General features: G+C 43.3%; 12 protein-coding genes and 3 pseudogenes. 9 read left to right on the top strand and 6 right to left on the bottom strand.

Features of this window, described 5'->3' with window-relative positions; all coding sequences use genetic code 11:
• Nucleotides 1-4 precede the first annotated feature (4 nt).
• A complete protein-coding gene (locus QUD05_RS15340; protein WP_289796811.1) occupies nt 5-763 on the bottom strand; it encodes a pseudouridine synthase in 759 nt (252 codons plus the stop codon).
• Nucleotides 764-897: 134 nt separating this feature from the next.
• Here QUD05_RS15340 and QUD05_RS15335 point away from each other — a divergent pair, with 134 nt between their 5' ends.
• Nucleotides 898-1611, top strand: coding sequence for an LmeA family phospholipid-binding protein (locus QUD05_RS15335; protein ID WP_289796810.1), 714 nt, complete (start codon nt 898-900; stop codon nt 1609-1611).
• Between the two features lie 333 nt (nt 1612-1944).
• On the opposite strand, the gene QUD05_RS15330 is transcribed toward QUD05_RS15335, so the two are convergent.
• Nucleotides 1945-2826 carry a phosphatidate cytidylyltransferase gene (locus tag QUD05_RS15330; protein ID WP_289799978.1) on the bottom strand — a complete coding sequence of 294 codons (882 nt, stop codon included), beginning with the start codon at nt 2824-2826 and terminating at the stop codon, nt 1945-1947.
• 227 nt (nt 2827-3053) lie between these two features.
• Nucleotides 3054-3656, bottom strand: a complete 603-nt coding sequence (cbiT, locus tag QUD05_RS15325) for a precorrin-6Y C5,15-methyltransferase subunit CbiT (RefSeq protein ID WP_289796809.1) — start codon at nt 3654-3656, stop codon at nt 3054-3056.
• A 93-nt stretch (nt 3657-3749) separates the two neighbouring features.
• Here cbiT and QUD05_RS15320 point away from each other — a divergent pair, with 93 nt between their 5' ends.
• A complete protein-coding gene (locus QUD05_RS15320) occupies nt 3750-5153 on the top strand; it encodes a serine/threonine protein kinase (protein ID WP_289796808.1) in 1404 nt (467 codons plus the stop codon).
• A 296-nt stretch (nt 5154-5449) separates the two neighbouring features.
• Here QUD05_RS15320 and QUD05_RS15315 read toward each other — a convergent pair whose 3' ends face one another.
• Entirely contained in the window at nt 5450-6781 is a 1332-nt protein-coding gene (locus tag QUD05_RS15315; RefSeq protein WP_289796807.1) for a flavin-containing monooxygenase, read from the bottom strand.
• Nucleotides 6782-7628: 847 nt separating this feature from the next.
• Between QUD05_RS15315 and QUD05_RS15310 the strand changes: the two are divergent.
• The 4 genes and pseudogenes from QUD05_RS15310 to QUD05_RS15295 all read left to right on the top strand — a co-directional run.
• Nucleotides 7629-7822, top strand: a pseudogene (locus tag QUD05_RS15310) (twin-arginine translocase TatA/TatE family subunit).
• A 530-nt stretch (nt 7823-8352) separates the two neighbouring features.
• Nucleotides 8353-8931 (top strand): annotated as a pseudogene (locus QUD05_RS15305) (reverse transcriptase N-terminal domain-containing protein); the annotation flags it as partial.
• A 499-nt stretch (nt 8932-9430) separates the two neighbouring features.
• Nucleotides 9431-11218 carry a reverse transcriptase domain-containing protein gene (locus QUD05_RS15300; protein ID WP_289794279.1) on the top strand — a complete coding sequence of 596 codons (1788 nt, stop codon included), beginning with the start codon at nt 9431-9433 and terminating at the stop codon, nt 11216-11218.
• Nucleotides 11219-11324: 106 nt separating this feature from the next.
• Nucleotides 11325-12359 (top strand): annotated as a pseudogene (locus tag QUD05_RS15295) (group II intron reverse transcriptase); the annotation flags it as partial.
• An 87-nt stretch (nt 12360-12446) separates the two neighbouring features.
• Here QUD05_RS15295 and cphA read toward each other — a convergent pair.
• Both cphA and QUD05_RS15285 read right to left on the bottom strand, forming a co-directional pair.
• Nucleotides 12447-15152, bottom strand: coding sequence for a cyanophycin synthetase (cphA, locus tag QUD05_RS15290; protein ID WP_099100271.1), 2706 nt, complete (start codon nt 15150-15152; stop codon nt 12447-12449).
• Nucleotides 15153-15318: 166 nt separating this feature from the next.
• Nucleotides 15319-16191: a cyanophycinase gene (locus QUD05_RS15285; protein WP_289796806.1), complete on the bottom strand. Its 873-nt coding sequence runs from the start codon at nt 16189-16191 to the stop codon at nt 15319-15321.
• A 538-nt stretch (nt 16192-16729) separates the two neighbouring features.
• Here QUD05_RS15285 and trmD point away from each other — a divergent pair.
• The 3 genes from trmD (at nt 16730) to QUD05_RS15270 (ending at nt 19836) form a co-directional block, all read left to right on the top strand.
• The gene (trmD, locus tag QUD05_RS15280) at nt 16730-17464 is read left to right on the top strand and encodes a tRNA (guanosine(37)-N1)-methyltransferase TrmD (protein ID WP_289796805.1); all 735 of its coding nucleotides are present in this window, start codon (nt 16730-16732) and stop codon (nt 17462-17464) included.
• A 41-nt stretch (nt 17465-17505) separates the two neighbouring features.
• On the top strand, nt 17506-17991 hold the full coding sequence (gene ispF, locus QUD05_RS15275) for a 2-C-methyl-D-erythritol 2,4-cyclodiphosphate synthase (protein ID WP_289796804.1): 486 nt from the start codon (nt 17506-17508) through the stop codon (nt 17989-17991).
• Between the two features lie 63 nt (nt 17992-18054).
• Complete coding sequence (locus QUD05_RS15270) at nt 18055-19836, top strand: ABC transporter substrate-binding protein (RefSeq protein WP_289796803.1); 1782 nt, start codon at nt 18055-18057, stop codon at nt 19834-19836.
• Nucleotides 19837-19887 lie beyond the last annotated feature (51 nt).

Here is a 19887-nt window from a genome sequence, read left to right as displayed (position 1 = left end):
TGAATCAATAATTAGGTTGCGCGATCTGATCTTGCAAAAAGTGAATCTCACGATCTTTGAGGGAACGATATTTACCCTCTGATAAAAAGGGTTCCTTTGGAGTTTGTAATTGAATTGGGCCGATAGCAGTCCGATGCAGCTTGATTACTGGGTATCCTAACTGTTGAGCTATACGGCGAATTTGGCGATTTCTTCCCTCCTGCAACACTATTTCTAAAACGCTTTCCTCGGTACGACGTTCGATTAGGCGTACCTTAGCGGGCCTAGTTTTTCTACCCTCCAACATCACACCTTGACACCACGTCTGTAGTACTGTTTCTGGAGGATGTCCTTTGACCAAAACATGATATGTCTTGGAAATACTGTGACGTGGATGGGTTAGCCCAAATGTCAGTTCTCCGTCATTAGTCAGGATTAATGCTCCTGTAGAGTCTGCATCTAGACGGCCAACTGGGTGAATACCTGAACCCTCCCGTAATTCTTTCGGTAGTAGATCCAGGACTGTTGTTCTGCGATGAGGGTCGTAGCAAGTCGAAACCACTCCCGCTGGTTTGTGCAGCAATAGATATATTAAAGCCGGACGTTGCTTTTCGGATACAGGCTTACCATCAATTGCGATCGCATCTTTTTCGGGATCGACTTTTTGACCTAAATGTGCCAATACCCCATTAATCCGCACCCGTGAGTGCCTAATCATTTCTTCGGCTTCACGACGTGAGGCGATACCCCATTGAGCAAGAATTTTTTGTAACCGTACCTCCATGTGGAAATTGCTTATTTACTGTTATCAATTAAATGATATTTGCATTTTGTAGCGAGTAGGCATAAATGTTACATTTAAAGCTTATTTAATTTCGGTTCGGTTGTAGAGCAAATACTCATAAACAGATTGGTTAAATGCCAGAGCAAAATCCCCAAACAACAAGTGGAAATAAAATCCGCATAATTACGCAGGTACTCACAACAGCAGTCAAGCTCTGGTTGAGATCGCAGACCAGCCAAATCTCTGAATTAGAAGTGGAGATTAAAGCTAGCGATCGCCAACTTTTCTCTGGACGCATTCCTGCGGTATCTGTTTTTGCTACTCATGCAGTTTATCAAGGTCTCCTAATTACACAAATTCAATTAATAGCAGAAAATATTCGGGTAAATATCGGTTCCGTACTCAAGGGAAAACCTCTACGACTGTTAGAAACAGTACCAGTGGTTGGCGATTTAATCATAGACGAGAAGGATCTGAATGCTTCTCTCTCATCAGACTTATTATCGACTGCTTTAAGCGATCTCTTGGTTAAGGTTTTACCAAAAGATTATCCGCAGTCACAACCAATCAAGTGGCAAGAAATTCTCCTTGGGAACAACCAAATTATACTGCGAGGTTTGAGAGTAACCAATCGTGAAACAACACCTCTAGAGATTTGTCTGGGCTTACAATTACTCAGTGGGCATGAGTTGCAACTGGTACATATCCCAATCAAGCCCGACCAGGGAGATATATTAGAGGACAATCATGAGTACAATCTGGATCTTGGCTCAGATGTCGATATCCAAGAACTAACGCTGATCCTAGGCAAGCTAGTGTGTCGTGGGCGGATTAACGTTAACCCTTGATGATTATGAAATTAAAAAATGCTAATACATTATTTTAAATGATATTGCAGCTCTCAGGGGATAAGAGAGCAGGTGGACAATCCCCGGCTTCGTTGCGATCGCGCCTGGGACATAGAATTCCAAGTTATTGCATTGAAGGAAGAATAAACAGAATTCTGCACTTCGTTGCTATCCCGCCTCGGAATAGACTTCCAAAGCTAATAGCTTAAGTCCTCTGAAGAGGACTTAACAAGAATTTTAGTCCACTTAAGTGGACTTGAGCTATTAGCCCGGAACTTAAGTTCCGGGCGGGATAGCAACGAAGTGCAATACTCTAACTGTTACTGAAAACCGCTATAGTAGCGGCAACAGCAATGTCACAAAATAATATACCAAAGGAGCAGTGAAAATATAACTATCAGTACGGTCTAAAATACCACCATGACCGGGGATTAACTGCCCAGAATCTTTAACTCCAGCATCCCGCTTGAGCATAGATTCTGTGAGATCCCCTAAAAGACTAGCAATACCAATCAGCAAACCCAATGCTAAACCTGTGAAGGCGGATTCAGGCAAGTGAAGATAATAGGCTCCTGCTATGGCTACGGCAACACTTGAAGTAATACCAAAGACAGCACCTTCGACAGTTTTTTTCGGGCTAATGTCAGACAGACGGGTTTTCCCAAAGAATTTGCCAATGGTGTAAGCACCGATATCAGCTGCCCAAATACACAAAAAAGTCAGTAGTGTGGCTGTAAAACCTTGTGCTAAAGAAGCGGAATTTGCCTTTTCCCAGAAATCTGTCCAGGTTGTGGGCCAGTAACCTCCGAAAGGGAGATTACTAAAAGCAGCGCTATCAATTGCTCGTAACCGCACCCAGTAACTTGGTAAATAACCGACGTAAAATAGCCCCATAATAGAAGCGGAAACATCAGCGATCGTGGCAAATTTGGGTTGAAACAGCAGGTAAAAACAAATAAGTGTGCCAGCTATTGGCATCACAGCGTCAGCTAAACTGCCATCAAGGGTACAAATAGCTAGCAATACTTGGCTGACAGCCATAGTGGTTTTAGCGGCGGGAGCGATGCCTCTGGCTCGCACCAAATTAAAATATTCCTGTTGACCCAAAAAGATGATGACCGCAAAGATGATGGTAAAGTACCAACCCCCCAAAAGGGTTGCGGAAAGGGCAAGAGCGATCGCAACAATTCCACTAATAATCCGAGACCAAGGCATAGAAGTATTAAATATTGGGAATGGGGCATTGGGCATTGAGCATGGGGGATGGGGGATGGGGCATTGGGAAAGAGAAGGCAGGAGGCAGAAGGCAGAAGTTCTTTAATTTTGAATTTTGAATTTTGAATTTTGAATTGATTGCTCCCCTGCTCCCCGCACTTCCTCATCTCTGTCTTCTTCCTTCCCTTGCCCCCTCTTCCAATGCCCTATGCCCCATACCCCATTCCCTAATCCAGTTTCTCACCACTGAGGATAAAAATGGGATCGACGGCGGTAAAGGTTTGAGAAAAGCCGCGTGTCTCTAGGCGGTTAACCGCAGATTGGACGACTTCGATATTTCTAGCTCTTAATAAGGAAAAGCTCTGGGAAATAGCATATAGACTTTCTAGATTAGCAGCTGTGGCTACAACCCGACCGGATGGCGGCAAATAATGCCAAGCTGCTTGCAGTATTTCTTGAATGGGGCGACCTCCCTCAATACAAACGCGATGAGGGGTAATTTTGAGGTCATGTAAACACTCTGGGGCGCTGCCTTCAACAACTTCGACATTTTTCACATCAAAGCGATCGCAGTTACGCTTGATCAAATTAGCGACTTCTTCATCCCTTTCGATAGCGATAATTTGTCCGCCTGGACACAATAGCCCCACCTCTACCGGAATTGTACCTGTCCCTGCACCAATATCCCACAACACAGAATCTGATTTTAGCCGCAGTTGAGAAATCAATAGCAGTCGGACTTCTCGCTGGCTCAGGGGAATTCCTGGCAAATGCTCAAATAAGTCATCGGGAATACCAGGGGTAATATAAGGCCAAAGTTGGGAGGGCATAGAATTACGCAATTATACTAAAGATATCGATTTGCCAAATTGAAAAGCTATCAGCTATAAAACTTTTCAACCGTAGCATTACAAGAAAACATAATGATTGGTGAAATATTAGGCGATCGCTACGAAGTTCAGCAGCTATTAGGAAAAAAAGCCGGGCGACGGACGCTATTAGCTCGTGATTTGCAAACTCAGAAATTAGTTGTCATTAAATTACTCTCTTTTAGCAGTGACTTTGAGTGGGATTCACTCAAGTTGTTTGAGCGAGAAGCCGAAACTTTAAAAAACCTAGCACATCCCTCAATTCCTGGCTATTTAAACTATTTTGAGGTAAATTTACCAACCATCAAAGGATTTGCTCTAGTACAAACTTATATCCCTGCACAAACTTTAGAGCAATGTTTACAAACTGGGCGGACTTTTACCGAAGCTGAAGTCAAACAGATAGCCAAAGCACTTTTAGAGATTCTCGTTTATTTACATGAACTACATCCGCCTGTAATTCACCGTGATATTAAGCCTAGCAATATTTTATTGGGGGAGCGCTCTGGAAATAGTGTCGGTCAAGTTTATTTGGTAGATTTTGGCTCAGTGCAGACTGTCCTAGCTAGCGAAACCGACACAAGAACTGTGGTAGGAACTTATGGTTATATGCCACCAGAGCAATTTGGCGGGCGCACTGTTGCAGCATCTGACCTTTATAGTTTAGGCGCAACCTTAATTTATTTAGTGACGGGGACTCACCCAGCCGATTTACCCCAAAAGGATTTTCGGATTCAGTTTGAACAACTGGCTAATCTCAGTCCCAGCTTTAGCAATTGGTTAAAGTGGATGATTGAACCTAGTTTAGAACGGCGTTTGAGTTCTGCGATCGCTTCGGTAGCAGCTTTAGAGAAACCACAACCGACAAACTTGCCTACTTTAGTTGTTGGCAAACCAGATGGGAGTAAGATTCAACTAATTAAAAATGGACATTCTCTAGAAATTATCGTTCCACCCGCTGGTTTTGATCCATCAATAGTATTTACAGGTTTATTTGCGATCGTCTGGAATTCATTTATCTTATTTTGGACAATTGGCGCACTCTCAGCACCCTTTCCTGTCAACATCCCCTTTGCCTTGTTTTCACTTCCATTTTGGGGTGCTGGCTTGATGATGGTGTATAAATTTTTCTTTCATTTTTTTGGACGCATCTGCTTACGCCTGAATCCCGAACAAATAGCCATAACGCGGGAGTTGTTTGCTTGGAAATTTTATCGTCCCCGTGCAGCGCCAAGACAAAGTATTAATAAATTAGTTTACATTCCCAAGCATTTTACAAAAGATTCTGAAGGCACGAGAATTGCCGTTCCCGCACAATTAGATATTTGGGTAGGAGTAAAAAAATATCAACTTGGTGGTAATGATGGTGCGATTAAATCGGAAGCGGAACTGGAATGGCTAGCTCATGAATTAAGCGATTGCTTAGGTTTGCCAATTACCAATCCAATGAGAAGTTAGTTGAGCGATCGCTTACATTGAAAAGCCATAATAAAAGGGACAGTATTAGGAATCGCCAAGTAACTACTTAAGAAATCCTTACACGATAAGACTTTTAAGCTATCCCCGGTTTTCTGTAACTGTCCCTAAGAATTTGTTTTCAGTAGCCAGTTCTACTTTAAATTCATCATTCAGCAGCATTCTCAACGTTTACTAGGCTCCATCAGTTAGTTATCACTCTTAAACTATTGATAACTACTCTTATTATGAGAATTACTGGTAGATACATTTGAGGTTGTTTTCTGGCTACTTTTAGTCTAAATCTTACTAACTAATTTTTGTAGCAAGGGTGGGAGTGGATGATTCTCAAACTGGGAATACTGGGAATCAATTCGGTGAGCTTTTTGAACCATCCGTTCAAAAAACAGATTGACTAATTTTAATTCCCGAAAAATCTTTTGCGGATCTTCAAGATGGGTTGTCGGTAGTTGCTGTCCCATTTTTTTGAGGGCTAGACCTACAGGAATTTTAATTTCATCCTGGAGTTTCAGAAAACGGGTAAATATGGGTGCAAAAGCGGACAATACAGAACCAGCACCTCCTCTAGCTTGTCCCCAACCGATGTAGTAAATTCCTTTGTAATCTTCAAGAAATGACCCTCCATAACATTTCACTGTTGCTCCTTTCACCCGTTGCAGTTCTGGAGCTAAAAATGGATAGGCAAGATGAAAACCAGTTGCACAAACAATTAAATCAAAGCTTTCTCGGCTACCATCTGCAAATTCAACTTCCCCGCCATCTAAATGTCGTACCTCTGGTTTATAGGTAATGCGACCGTGTTTAATATAGTAAGGAACCTCATTATTTAAGGTTGGGTGCTTATCAAAAATGCGATATTTGGGTTCGGGTAGACCATAATCTTTGTGCTTACCGAAAGTCAGCAAAATAATTAAATAAGTCATCAACCGCTGAAACCATTGTGGCATCCACCATTCAGTTAAATCGGAAATTGGAACACCTGCAAAGGTTTTGGGAATAAACCACACAGATTCACGCATACTCAACACAGATTTAGCTCCCACCCTAGCTGCTTCTGCGGCTATATCACAAGCTGAATTCCCTCCACCAATCACCAGAACTCTCTTTCCACGTAGTTGCTGGGAATTTTTATAATCTTTGGAGTGAATTATCTCCCCATCAAATTCTCCTGAGAATTCGGGAAAACGTTTGCACCAGTGATGACCATTACAAATAATAATCCCTTTGTAAATTCGCTGTTCCCCATTATCAAAGGTAACTTCCCAGAGATTATCCTCAACAGGCCGCACGTAGCTAACTTGACGATTCAATTCAATATTTTTACGTAACTCAAAATGGTCAGCAAAGGAGTTTAAGTAATCCCGTATATTTTGAGCGCTGGGAAAATCCGGATAATTATCCGGCATAGGGAAATGGGTAAATTGGGTAATCTTCCGTGATGAAATAATGTGTGCAGTTTCATACACACCATGATGCCAATTTCCACCAATGTCATCGCTAGCATCAACTTGGTCGTAGGCAATACTCGCGCTCTTGAGCGCTTCAGCCATACTTAATCCGACAAAACCAGCCCCAAGAATTAAATGCTTGTGAGTAGTGTCCAACATCATTCTTAATTTTACTTGACTATTTTTTAAACTTTGGGAAGATACCGAGCTAACCCACTCCCCTGCTTAGGGAATATCTCGTGAGGATATGAAAAGCTTGTACAACATCAGGGAATACGTACAAATTTATTGACAGCAATACTTCTAATTGCTGCCCGCACTACCTGTGTATGGTCTGTTGTCATATATTTCGGAACACCCTGGCTTCTCTTGGCTAGAGATTCATATCGTTCCGATTGCAGGATTGGAGCACGACTAAAAAATTAATAAACATTGGGACGCGTGACGTTATATTCCTTAACTTCATTGTTGTGTTTATTTCTGCCAACTTATTATTAGCTTCAAATGTTAAGTGAACTGACGCTGCCTAACTGTAGCAGTGAATACGGTATTTTAGTTTAGAAAAAAATGCTGAAAATATGTCTAAAAAATATCAATTAATACAAGTAAAATCAATTATTTGAATTGGATAATTTGGAGTAATTTAAGATAAGCTTTATTTAATGGATTACGCGCCTAAAGACGTTTGGGAGCTAGCGACTACTACTACAAGGCGAAATTAAAAATTAAAAAAAGTAAAAAATACTTGCATTTTATTCATTTTTAATTGGTGTTTGGTTTACTACATACTGTACTATAAGAATCCTATTTGATTTTTGAAAAACTCCGTATAACTCGAAAAGGCTAACTCCTTACTTTCTGCCTATCACGCTTGCGCAATACGCAAATAAATCAATCGCATTGCTATGGTATATTCTCCTGTGGGGTCAAGGGCTTATCAGTGGCGAACTCATCAGATTTGAGCCATCAATGTTTATATTTAATTACAGATGCCTTAGAGGAAATTTATATGTTTGGACTGGGATGGCCAGAAATAGCTGTAATTAGCATAGTCGCTATTCTAATTTTCAGTCCAAAAAAATTCCTGAACTGGGGACTGCACTGGGCAAAACCTTACGAGGTTTTAAGGAGGAGATGAAAACTCCCAGCGAGGAAACCAATCAGGAAGAAGAGTGCGATTCGTTGATTAGCAAATCACGGTAATCAGTCCGTAAATAACTAATCCAGCCCGACAGCAGATTACTGTCACTAAAGGCTGAACTCTCGGTCAGATGTAGGTGAAAGTCCTACCATTCAGACTCAGAATTGACTCCTTACCTGCCCACACCGAACAAGCTCGGTTCTTGTAGAGTGAAGCTGGGAACAGGGCGCAACCAGACGACCGTTGCGGGTTGACACTGGCGCTAACAGGGAGTTCCCACGGTGAAACAGAGCCTATAAAAGTGACCTACCTGAAAGCGGGGCGCAACACAAAAAACCCTGACTTCATTGGAGATTATTCCCGCCGCATCACTTTTCTAGAAGCGGCAAGAGTCCAGGGAATCCAATGGTTGAATTGGCTACACCTAAAGGAACAATCAATCTCTCCGAGGGAACGAATAAAAACGAATTGTGGGTCTAGGGGCGGTCGAACCCCAAAGTAGCCCAGACGAGCGGAGGAATCCCCACAATTCGGGTAGGACAGACCGTAATTGGTCTGAGGTGTTCAGAATACACAAACTCTCGAAGAGAAAATGATTAGACACAGTAGACATACTAGTGAATCTTGGAGAGCTTTACCGTGGAAGAAATTCCGCCGTAACCTTTTCCGCCTTCAAAAGCGCGTGTACAAAGCGGTTCAAGTTGGAGACAAGCGGAAAGCTAGGTCACTCCAAAAGCTTATTCTAAAATCCACCTCGGCTCGATTTCTTGCAATTAGACAAGTATCTCAGCTAAATGCTGGTAAGAAGACGGCTGGTATTGATGGTAAGAAATCCCTTTCATTTGAGGAACGCTTCAATTTAGAAGAACTACTGAAAATGAATAGCGGAAATTGGAAGCATCAAGGATTACGGGAAATCCCCATCCCTAAAAAGGACGGGACAACCAGAATGCTTAAGATACCAACCATCGCGGATAGAGCTTGGCAATGCCTCGCAAAATATGCACTCGAACCAGCGCACGAAGCCACCTTCCACGCTAGGAGCTATGGGTTTAGAACTGGGCGCTCTGCCCATGATGCACAAAAGTACATCTTTAGCAACCTAAGCTCAAACGCTAACGGAATAGAGAAACGAGTTATCGAACTCGATATCGAGAAGTGCGTGCGCCGTGACAGTTAACGCGGTATCCCCAATCAAATTGGGAGAGATTAAGAAGAACATCTCTAAGTCAACCAACTTACCTAGAGTCGAAAGACAAAAGGAACAACCGCATGTTGGTAAAGCCGGAAATAGAGAGAAGGCGTTAAAACTAGAGTCCGGCAAGACTTGTGTGACAGGGTGAAGGTTAAACTACCTGAAGCCTAATTCTGACGGTATATTCGATTGCCTATTCCTACAACGCCTAACAGGAATAATCGTTTGTGTGTAGTTTTAAACATTTGAACCACACAACTTCTTCAAACGGAGTCAGCCAGCGATGAGATGGCTTAACGAATGAATGGGACACCTAAATCACACTACTACGTATCGAGTTAATAAAGCGCGGGATGACTTACGGGGGGCGACCCCTATGGTTACAGAGTTCTCATAGTAGTCCGAGAGCGGGAAAGCCGCTTACATGGCAAAGGAGAACAGGTATTCTTCACACTTATATCGGGAGGTACGCGAGATGCGAAACGCCGAAACGGTTTTAAGTGTAATCCGAGACAGAGGAAATCGTGGTTTACCTCTGGATGATGTCTACAGGCAACTTTTCAATCCTAACCTGTACCTCTTGGCGTACAGTCGCATTTACAAAAATAATGGGGCAATGACGCAAGGAGTTACATCAGAGACTGTGGATGGGATGTCCATCAAAAAGATTGAAAACCTCATAGAAGATATTCGCTATGAACGTTTTCGATGGACACCAGTACGGCGAATTAATATTCCCAAGAAAAATGGGAAAACGCGACCACTGGGCATTCCCACTTGGAACGATAAATTGGTTCAGGAAGTAATACGTTTGATATTAGAAGCGTACTACGAACCCCAATTTTCTAACAGCAGTCATGGTTTTCGACAAGAGCGTGGATGCCATACTGCATTAACAGTAATAGACCGCACTTGGCAAGGAACCAAATGGTTTATTGAAGGAGATATCCGTGGTTGTTTTGACAATATAGATCAGAAAATCTTAATGTCAATTCTCCGTGAGAAAATCCAAGATAATCGATTTTTGAGATTGATTGAAACCTTATTAACGGCAGGTTACTGTGAGCAATGGAGATACCATTCTACACTGAGTGGAACGCCACAAGGGTCGATTGTCTCACCCATACTCGCAAATATTTACCTTGATAAGCTAGATAATTTTGTCGAACAGACAGTCATTCCAGAATATACACGAGGTAAATGTCGGGCAGAAAATCGAGAGTATTCAAGGCTCGTAAAACTTGCTTGGTATTACAGGAAAAATGGACAATTCGATAAAGCGCGTCAACTGGAGATTAAATACCAGAAAATGCCCTCCAAAGATGTCCGTGACCCAGAATACAGAAGGCTAAATTACGTCCGCTATGCTGATGATTTTCTACTTGGTTTCATTGGTTCACTTCAAGAAGCAAAAGAAATTAAGGAAAAACTAAAGACATTCCTAGCCGACAATCTTCAGTTAGAAATGTCAGCAGAAAAGACCTTAATTACTAATGCCAGAAATGAAGCAGCGAACTTCTTAGGTTACGAAATCTTAGTTCAATATTCCGACAATAAGCATACCAATGGTAAACGCTCACTTAATGGAATTACTGCACTAAGAATCCCAGCAAGTTTTGTAGAAGGAAAATGCGCTCTTTATATGAGGAATGGCAAACCCATTCATCGTCCTGAGTTAATAAATGACGATGATTTTACTATCATTAACATTTACCAATCAGAACTCAGAGGCTACGTACAATTCTACAGCCTTGCTCAAAACATTGCATGGCTCCGTAAACTCCAATGGGTTATGTGGAGTTCGTTAATGAAAACCCTTGCCTGTAAACACAAAACTAGCGTAGCCAAAATCTGCGCCAAGTACCAGAAGACGGTAAAACTTCCACAAGGAAGGAGAAAGTGTGTTGAAATAACCGTCCCAGTAGAAGGTAAGAAACCCTTGGTAACTCGTTTCGGGGGCATACAATTAAAACGCAACTTAAAAGCAACCATAGAAGATTTGCCACGAGTGCGAAAACCCGCGTTCAGAAATGAACTGATTAAACGGCTTCTTGCTTCGGAATGTGAGATTTGCGGGGCAACAGGTGATATTGAAGTTCACCATATTCATGCCCTTAAAGACCTCAAAATTAAAGGCAAGAAAGAAAAACCGCAATGGATGCAAATCATGTCCGCACGTAGAAGAAAAACTCTCATGGTTTGCCCTCAATGCCATGATGCAATACACGCTGGTAAACCAATATCTCAACAAGTCTCGCGATAACAGAGTACTGGAGAGCCGTGTACCTGGAAACTCGTAAGCACGGTTCGGAGGGGGCTAGTTAGAAAAGGAGCCAAGGCTTGGAAACCTCGCTAGCTAGCTACCCACTTTCGACAGGATTAACCACTCAGCGATAATGGATGAACTCATCGCTCCCAAAGGCTTAAAACTCGGTATCTACCGATGCCTCAAGACTGGAGTAAACCCAGAATTCCCCGAACAGGGTACACCTCAAGGGGGAGTAGTTAGCCCATTACTAGCCAATATCGCACTCAACGGGATTGAGAGTATACACAGATACCAAACTGAAGGGTGGGCAAAAGGGACAATGAGCGAACCATCAGTCCGATACGCGGATGACATGGTTATTATACTTCGCCCCCAAGATGATGCGATAGAAATACTTGAAAGAATCAGCGAGTTCCTCCGCAAACGCGGAATGAATGTAAGCCAAAAGAAAACCAAAGTTACCGCCGCGACAGATGGGTTTGATTTCCTCGGCTGGCACTTCAAAGTGCAGAGCAACGGAAAGTTCAGAAGTACTCCCTCAGTGGACAACTTCAAAGCATTCCGTAAGAAAGTAAAACACATCGTCAACAACTCGAATTATGGTGCTGCCACAAAGGCTGAGAAATTAGCCCCGGTAGTTAGAGGTTGGAGAAATTACCATAAGTTCTGTAAGATGGACGGGGCTAGAGACTCGTTATACCACATCGAAACAAGAGCAAAAAAGGTATTTAACAAGGAAACCAAACTAAATCGCTACTCCAGTAAGAAATTACTAGACAAAGCATTCCCAGCAGTTCCCTACTCCGAACACAAACACGTCCCTGTCAAAGGAACTAAATCCCCCTATGACGGAGATACAGCCTACTGGAGTGAACGTAACAGTAAACTCTATGACGGCGAAACCTCTAAAGCTCTTAAGAAGCAAAACCATAGATGTGCTTCCTGCGGTTTAAAATTCATCGATGAGGAACGGGTTCACCTACATCACATCGACGGAAATCATGCCAACTGGAAAAAGAATAATCTTGAAGCAATTCATGAGAGTTGCCACGATTACAAGCACATGAGCAAAAGCACAAAGCTAAGAACATCGGAAGCTGGGTGCGGTGAAAGTCGCACGCCCAGATTTAACTGAGAGGTGCGGGGAATAATATCCCCCATCGACTCAACCAAAACAGTAATTAAAATAGTCAGGAGAAGTCAGCGCACTGACTCCTCCTGACTACAACAAGGTATTAACAACAGAAGAAGGTGCGATCCCATTTTGGGAATCGATGACAGTTGTGCCGGGATTTTGTTGGTGTGTCTCTTCCTTGGCTAAACCACGCAGCTTAATTAACTTAATCGCGCGAGTAACACTTTCTGGCAAAATTACCACCAGGCTGTTATCAGGAGCCATGTCTAAGCCTTTATTGATCGCTTGGGTTTCATCCAGAATTGATTCATAGCGGCTATCAGGCTTAACTTCTGTGATGCCTTGAATAATTAACTGGGCAGCTGATCCCCGTAGTCGTCCCCGTGTATCATCGTCTTCTTTAATGATGATGTAATCAAAAATTTGCGCTGCTAATTTGCCCAAAGTAACAAAATCTTCGTCGCGGCGATCGCCTGGGCCACCAATTACGCCAATCCGTTGTCCTGTAGTCCAGTTCCGCACAAAGGAGCCTACAGCTTCGTAACTGGCTGCGTTGTGGGCATAGTCCACCAAAGCGTGGTAGTTGCCTAAATTAAATAAATTCATTCGTCCCGGCGTTTGACTAACTGAAGCCCGGAAGGTCTTCAAACCAGCACGAATCTGCTCAATTGTGACGTTTTGCACAAACGCTGCCAAACTTGCTGCTAAAGCGTTGGCAATCATAAACGGCGCACGTCCGCCCATTGTTAAAGGTATATTTTCAGCTCTTTCTATGCGGTGTGTCCAATCACCTTTAACAATTGACAAATAGCCATTTTCATATACTGCCGCTACTCCACCCTTTTGGATGTGCTTCCGCACTAATTCCGAATCGGGGTTCATGGTGAAGTAAGCAATATTAGCTTTAGTTTTTTCTGACATAGCAGCGACGCGGCGATCGTCGGCGTTAAGTACCGCATAGCCATCAGGGAATACAGCTTCGGCTACTACGCTCTTGAGATTAGCTAACTGCTCAATGGTATCTATATCGCCGATTCCTAAGTGGTCGGATGCTACATTCAATACCACCCCTACATTTGCGGCTTCAAAGCCCAATCCAGAGCGCAGAATGCCACCGCGAGCCGTTTCTAGTACTGCTACTTCTACTGTGGGATCTTGGAGGATGACGTGGGCACTTTGGGGGCCTGTATTATCGCCAGATTCTACTAAGTAATCACCGATATATGTCCCATCAGTTGTAGTATAACCTACTACTTTCCCCGTCTGTTTATAAATATGTGCTAGTAGTCGAGTAGTGGTGGTTTTGCCATTAGTACCCGTGATACTGAGGATGGGAATTTGGCTAGATTGCTCGTTAGGAAACAGCATATCCATCACTGCGCCAGCGACGTTGCGGGGAATGCCCACACTTGGGGCAACGTGCATCCGAAAACCGGGAGCGGCGTTAACTTCAACAATCACGCCATCTACTTCCCGCAGAGGACGGCTAATATCTGTGGTGACGATATCGAGTCCGGCAATATCTAAACCGATAATCTTGACTACTCGTTGTGCCAACCAAAGATTTTCTGGGTGAATTTCATCGGTACGGTCAACGGCACTACCACCTGTACTTAAGTTGGCTGTTGCTCTGAGATAACAAATAGTGCCCTTGGGTGGCACGCTATTTAGGGTGTAACCTTGCCTTTCTAGCAGTTGATAGCTGGTGCGGTCTAGTTCAATCTTGGTCAGGACGTTATCATGTCCTTCACCGCGATTTGGGTCAAGGTTTGTTTCTTCAATCAGTTCGGCAATGGTGGATCTGCCGTTGCCAATGACATGAGCCGGAACACGTTCGGCTACTGCTACTACTTTGCCATTTACCACTAGTACCCTGTGGTCGCGTCCAACGTAATATCTTTCGACAATAATTGACCGGGAAACTTGTCTGGCAGCTTCATATCCGGCTTCAGCTTCTTCCCAAGTTCTGATATCAATGGTGATCCCACGTCCATGATTGCCATCTAGTGGCTTGATAACGATGGGATAGCCGCCAACGAATTCAATTGCTTGTTCTAAATCGTCTAAGAAGTTGATTACTGTACCTCTGGGTACTGGCGCACCAGCAGCAGCGAGGATGCGTTTAGTGGCTTCTTTGTCGCAAGCTAGTTCTACACCCAGAATGCTGGTGTTATCAGTCATTGTCGCCTGCATCCGCTTCTGGTTCACGCCGTAGCCTAGCTGAATTAAAAAGCGGGCTTCCAGGGACATCCAGGGAATGCCTCTTTTTTCTGCTTCTTTGACGATCGCTTCGGTGGAAGGGCCTAAAGAAGCATCACGGGTGAAGTCTTTCAGGTCTTGGATATCTTGCTCTAATTCTGCCTTGGGATAACGGCCTCGATCGACGATACTCTGGCACAGCCGTACTGCGGCTCGTCCAGCGTAGCGTCCCGCTTCCTCATTCAGGTATTCGATTACTACTTGATAAATTCCGGGTGTGGCAGTTTCGCGGGTGCGACCAAAGCCGACATGCATACCAGCTAATTCTTGGAGTTCTAAGGCTACGTGTTCCACTATGTGGCCAATCATAGTGCCTTCTTTGACTCGCATTAGAAAACCACCACGACAGCCAGGCGAACAATAGTGGCCCTCCAGACTTGGCAGCGCCTCAACTAATCCTTCATAAAAGCCAGGGATTTCATTCGAGGGCGTCTCGCCAAGGGTTTCTAAATCGAGGCGCATGACGATCAGTTTGTGGCGTCGAATGCTCCAATAGTTTGGGCCGCGTAAGGTCTGGATCTTGAGGATTCTCATGGGAATAGGTAGATGGAGATTCGGAACCAAAATTCTAGTTTCTTACTGGAATTGACCGCTAAACTGTTCGTTATAAACAGTTTTTTCTTTTTACATGGTATTCTTATCATTTTTCTACGGTAAGAAATAATAAATGTGCGGTCAACTCAGTGTAACCTCAGATACTCTATCCCGTCGAGCTGGAGATTCGGTGTACAGCAGGCAATACAGTCCGCTGGTACAAGTGGAAGCGATCGCCGTAGCTGAGGATATGGAGACGTAAATTATGTACTGTTAAGGGTTCATTAGCACCGACATGAGGTTCGTTGGTATGGGTCAGCTCAGTGGGATCAACAATGGTGACACTGCCTTTGCCCATAACTTGTAGCCAACCATCACGTTCAAACACTGCACAAGTATCTTCGTCAATGCCAATACCTAAGCGATCGGGATGAGCTGAGATCGCACTAATCAGTCGCCCCATCCGATTACGGTTATGAAAGTGTTGGTCAACGATTACTTCCGGAATAAATCCCAAACCCGTTGCCATATCCACTAGGGAACGATTGGGCGTCTCTCCACTACCGCCGCCAGCAATCATGTGATGCCCCATCACCGCCGCTCCTGCACTGGTGCCTGCTAACGTCAATTGCCCTGCTCTCACCCGCTGGCGAATAATTTCCATTGCTGGCGTATCTGCCAATACGCCACAAAGACGCAGCTGGTCTCCTCCTGTCAAAAATACCCCGCTACAGGCTTCTAAGGATGCTTTGATCTGGGAGGCTTCACACTGTTCTCGTTCGCGGATGTCTAAAATCTCTACCTTCTGGGCACCCATTTCTTCAAAAATGCGAATATACCGACCACCAATGATGGCGGGTTCGCGAGAGGCAGATGGAATAATTGTAATATAAGCCTTACTAGCGCCAGCACGTCCAAAAAAAGTTCGTAGGATTTCGCGCCCATGAACTTTATCTTCTGCACCTCCGATAACCAGAACGGCGGTTTTAGTTGCTTGGGGTGTCCTCATTTCTAGCGATTTAGCTTGTAATTGCGGCATTTTGGTTCTCCTGTCAACAACTTCAGGTGAATTTAACAAGGTTCAGTTGCCTGATGATTTTTGCGCTTTGCTTCTTCGAGAGGACACTTTTTGGAAGTTTGGAACTGGGGAAAGCCACTCTCCAAATTCTCGCTTAACGCTCGCGTTGCCTCAGTCTAAACGTGTTTGTTCACATTCCTCAAAGCCAGCGCCTTGTTTTTCACCTGTCCACTTGTAGCAGGGCAAAATAGTCTTTAAGTGGCTATATTCCCCCTTTAGGATTGGGGAAGAGCAATTAAGACTACGCTTTTTTCTGAGGCTGGCTCGATGCATCCTGGAAGTTGTTAACTTGATATGATTATTAATTTAAATGTAGTTGTGACAACATTTAAACATAAATTAAGTAATTAGAAAAACTTTTGATCCCATCTAAAATCCAGGAGGTCTGGTAGTTTTAGATACTATTGATAAAGTTTAACTGGAGTTTAACCCGACCTTGGCTTGCTGGTGTTTGCTAGACATTCAAATTTAAGATTAGTGTCCTCGAATACGAATAACTGTGCGCTTTGATATAGTTACGCTTTTTCCTGACTGTTTTAACTCTGTTCTCAATTCTGGGCTGCTGGGTAAAGCCTTAGCCAAACAGATTGCCGAAGTGCATCTGATTAATCCACGGGACTTTACCACTGACAAGCACCGAAAAGTAGATGATGAACCCTACGGCGGCGGTGTTGGGATGCTAATGAAGCCAGAACCTATTTTTACCGCTGTAGAGTCGCTGCCGATTCTACCCCGAAGAGAAGTAATTTTGATGAGTCCACAGGGTCAAACAATCAATCAACCTCTTTTGAAAGAATTGGTGACAAATTATGACCAGTTAGTAGTTATTTGTGGACATTACGAAGGAGTGGATGAGAGGGTGCTACATTTGGTAACTCGTGAAGTATCCTTGGGCGATTTTATTCTGACTGGTGGGGAAATTCCAGCAATGGCTTTGATTAATGGCGTCGTGCGGCTGCTCCCAGGAACCGTGGCCAAAACTGAGTCCCTCATAGCAGAAAGTTTTGAAGAAGGGTTATTGGACTATCCCCAATATACTCGTCCTGCCGATTTTCGCGGTTTAAAAGTGCCTGATGTCTTGCTCAGTGGGAATCACGCCGCGATCGCAAAGTGGCGTTATGAACAACAAATTCAAAAAACCCGCGATCGCCGCCCCGATCTCTTGGAGAAATTGCAGCAGGGGGAGCAGGGGGAGCAGGGGAAGCAGGGGAGCAGGGGAGCAGGGAGAGAATAATAATTTCTAACTCTTGACCAATGACTAATAACTAATGACAAATGACTAAAATTCGTATTGGTAACGGCTACGATATTCACCAACTGGTGAGCGATCGCGCTTTGATTTTAGGTGGAATTAAAATTCCCCATGAACTCGGTTTATTGGGGCACAGTGACGCTGATGTGTTAACGCACGCGATTATGGATGCCATGCTTGGGGCATTATCTTTAGGGGATATTGGTCATTATTTTCCGCCTAGCGATCCTAAATGGGCGGGAGCAGATAGTTTAGTACTATTAAATCAAGTACATCAACTGATTCGCGATCGAGGCTGGCAGGTGGGAAATATTGACTCGGTGATAGTAGCAGAACGCCCAAAATTAAAACCACATATTCACAACATGCGCGACAAACTAGCGGCTGTTTTAGAATTAGAACCAAACCAAATTGGCATCAAAGCTACCACTAACGAAAAATTAGGCCCAGTTGGACGTGAAGAAGGTATATGTGCTTATGCTGTTGTCTTACTAGTTGTTTCAGAGTAACTTTTGTTTTAGTCTCTGATCGAGATATTGAAGACTGATTAAGATGGAAATAAATTTGGAATTATGAAATTTTTTAGACAAATTTTTCTGGCAATTAAATATTTTTGGTTGCCAATAATTTTGACTTCAGCAACAGCATTTACACTTACCGCTTGCAACCCCACTAACTTTAAAAGTGCCGCTGCTCAAATGCCGCAATTGGTAAGTGCCATTCTCAGCGATCCCAAAACTTTCAACTACCCTTTGAGTCAGGAATCTCCGAATGTTTTTCCTCTGATTTATGAAGGGTTAACTACTGAAAACCCCATAACTGGCAAAATAGAGCCTTCTTTAGCAGAATCTTGGGAAATTTCTGATGACAAATTACGATTTGTTTTTACCTTACGTAAGGAATTGAAATGGTCTGATGGAGAACCTTTAACAGCAGATGATGTAATATTTACCTTCAACCAAATTTACCTGAACGAAGCGATTCCCGCAGATGCTAGAGATGTGCTACGGATTGGTGAAAGTCGGGCTTTGCCAAAGGTACGAAAAATTGATGCTCTACGAATTGAATTCACAACTCCAGAACCGTTTGCACCGTTCTTAGGAACTCTAGGACTGCCAATTTTACCTGCCCATACTCTAGAACCATTTGTCAAGACAAAAGACCAAGAGGGTAAGCCAATATTTTTGTCAAAGTGGGGCGTTGATACTCCTCCAGATCAAATTATCGTCAACGGCCCTTACAAGCTAGAGCGCTACGACACAAGTCAGCGTGTAGTCTTCAGGCGCAACCCTTACTACTGGCGCAAAGGGCCGAAAGGAGAACCCCAACCTTATATTGAACGGATTGTGTGGCAAATTGTGGAATCGACAGATACATCCTTGCTGCAATTTCGTTCGGGCGGATTAGATACTGTGGGAGTCTCACCAGATTATTTTTCTTTGCTAAAGGTGCAAGAAGATCAGGGAAATTTCAAAATTTTCAATGGTGGCCCAGCAACTGGTACAACGTTTATTTTATTCAATTTAAATAAAGGTAAAAGGGATGGAAAACCGCTGGTTGATCCAGTTAAATCGCGTTGGTTCAATACTGTAGAGTTTCGACAGGCAGTAGCCTATGCAATTGACCGACAAACAATGATTAACAACACTTTTCGTGGCTTAGGTAAACCACAAAATTCTCCAATTTCTGTGCAAAGCCCTTATTATTTGTCGCCAGAAGAAGGCCTTAAAGTTTATAACTACAATATAGAAAAGGCGAAGGAACTGCTACTAAAAGCAGGATTCAAATATAACAACAACCAACTAATTGATGATCGAGGAAACCGCGTTCGCTTCTCGTTACTCACCAATGCTGGTAACAAAATCCGTGAAGCAATTGGATCGCAAATTAAACAAGACCTGAGTAAAATTGGTATTCAAGTCGATTTCACTCCTCTAGCGTGGAATACTTACACAGATAAGCTGTCAAATTCATTAGACTGGGAAGTTTCTATGCTGGGTCTGACTGGTGGTTTAGAACCAAATGATGGGGCTAATGTCTGGTCTCCCGAAGGTGGATTACACATGTTTAATCAGAAACCCCAAGCTGGACAAAAGCCATTGCAAGGTTGGGAAGTGGCTCCTTGGGAAGCAGAAATTGCTAGGTTATACATTCAAGGAGCAAGGGAATTAGATCCAGTGAAGCGGAAAGAAATTTATGCCCAAACCCAAAAGATTACCCAAGAAAATTTACCGTTTATTTATCTAGTTAATGCTTTATCAATGTCAGCAGTGCGTAATCGCTTTGAAGGCATCCAATACTCTGCACTTGGTGGCGCATTCTGGAACATTCATGAAATTAAAATCACGGATTAATCATGGGGCATTATAGAGTATTGGGAATTAGTTATTGCACTACTGAAGAAA

It is taken from the genome of Nostoc sp. GT001, assembly GCF_030382115.1.
GTDB lineage: Bacteria > Cyanobacteriota > Cyanobacteriia > Cyanobacteriales > Nostocaceae > Nostoc.
The sequence above is the reverse complement of the archived record's forward strand: the minus strand, read 5'-3'. Positions and strand labels throughout refer to the sequence as shown.

Coding starts and splice junctions, on each gene's coding strand:
- QUD05_RS15340 (WP_289796811.1), bottom strand. CDS start 763: ATGGAGGTACGGTTACAAAAAATTCTTGCTCAATGGGGTATCGCCTCA.
- QUD05_RS15335 (WP_289796810.1), top strand. CDS start 898: ATGCCAGAGCAAAATCCCCAAACAACAAGTGGAAATAAAATCCGCATA.
- QUD05_RS15330 (WP_289799978.1), bottom strand. CDS start 2,826: ATGCCTTGGTCTCGGATTATTAGTGGAATTGTTGCGATCGCTCTTGCC.
- cbiT (WP_289796809.1), bottom strand. CDS start 3,656: ATGCCCTCCCAACTTTGGCCTTATATTACCCCTGGTATTCCCGATGAC.
- QUD05_RS15320 (WP_289796808.1), top strand. CDS start 3,750: ATGATTGGTGAAATATTAGGCGATCGCTACGAAGTTCAGCAGCTATTA.
- QUD05_RS15315 (WP_289796807.1), bottom strand. CDS start 6,781: ATGATGTTGGACACTACTCACAAGCATTTAATTCTTGGGGCTGGTTTT.
- QUD05_RS15300 (WP_289794279.1), top strand. CDS start 9,431: ATGCGAAACGCCGAAACGGTTTTAAGTGTAATCCGAGACAGAGGAAAT.
- cphA (WP_099100271.1), bottom strand. CDS start 15,152: ATGAGAATCCTCAAGATCCAGACCTTACGCGGCCCAAACTATTGGAGC.
- QUD05_RS15285 (WP_289796806.1), bottom strand. CDS start 16,191: ATGCCGCAATTACAAGCTAAATCGCTAGAAATGAGGACACCCCAAGCA.
- ispF (WP_289796804.1), top strand. CDS start 17,506: ATGACTAAAATTCGTATTGGTAACGGCTACGATATTCACCAACTGGTG.
- QUD05_RS15270 (WP_289796803.1), top strand. CDS start 18,055: ATGAAATTTTTTAGACAAATTTTTCTGGCAATTAAATATTTTTGGTTG.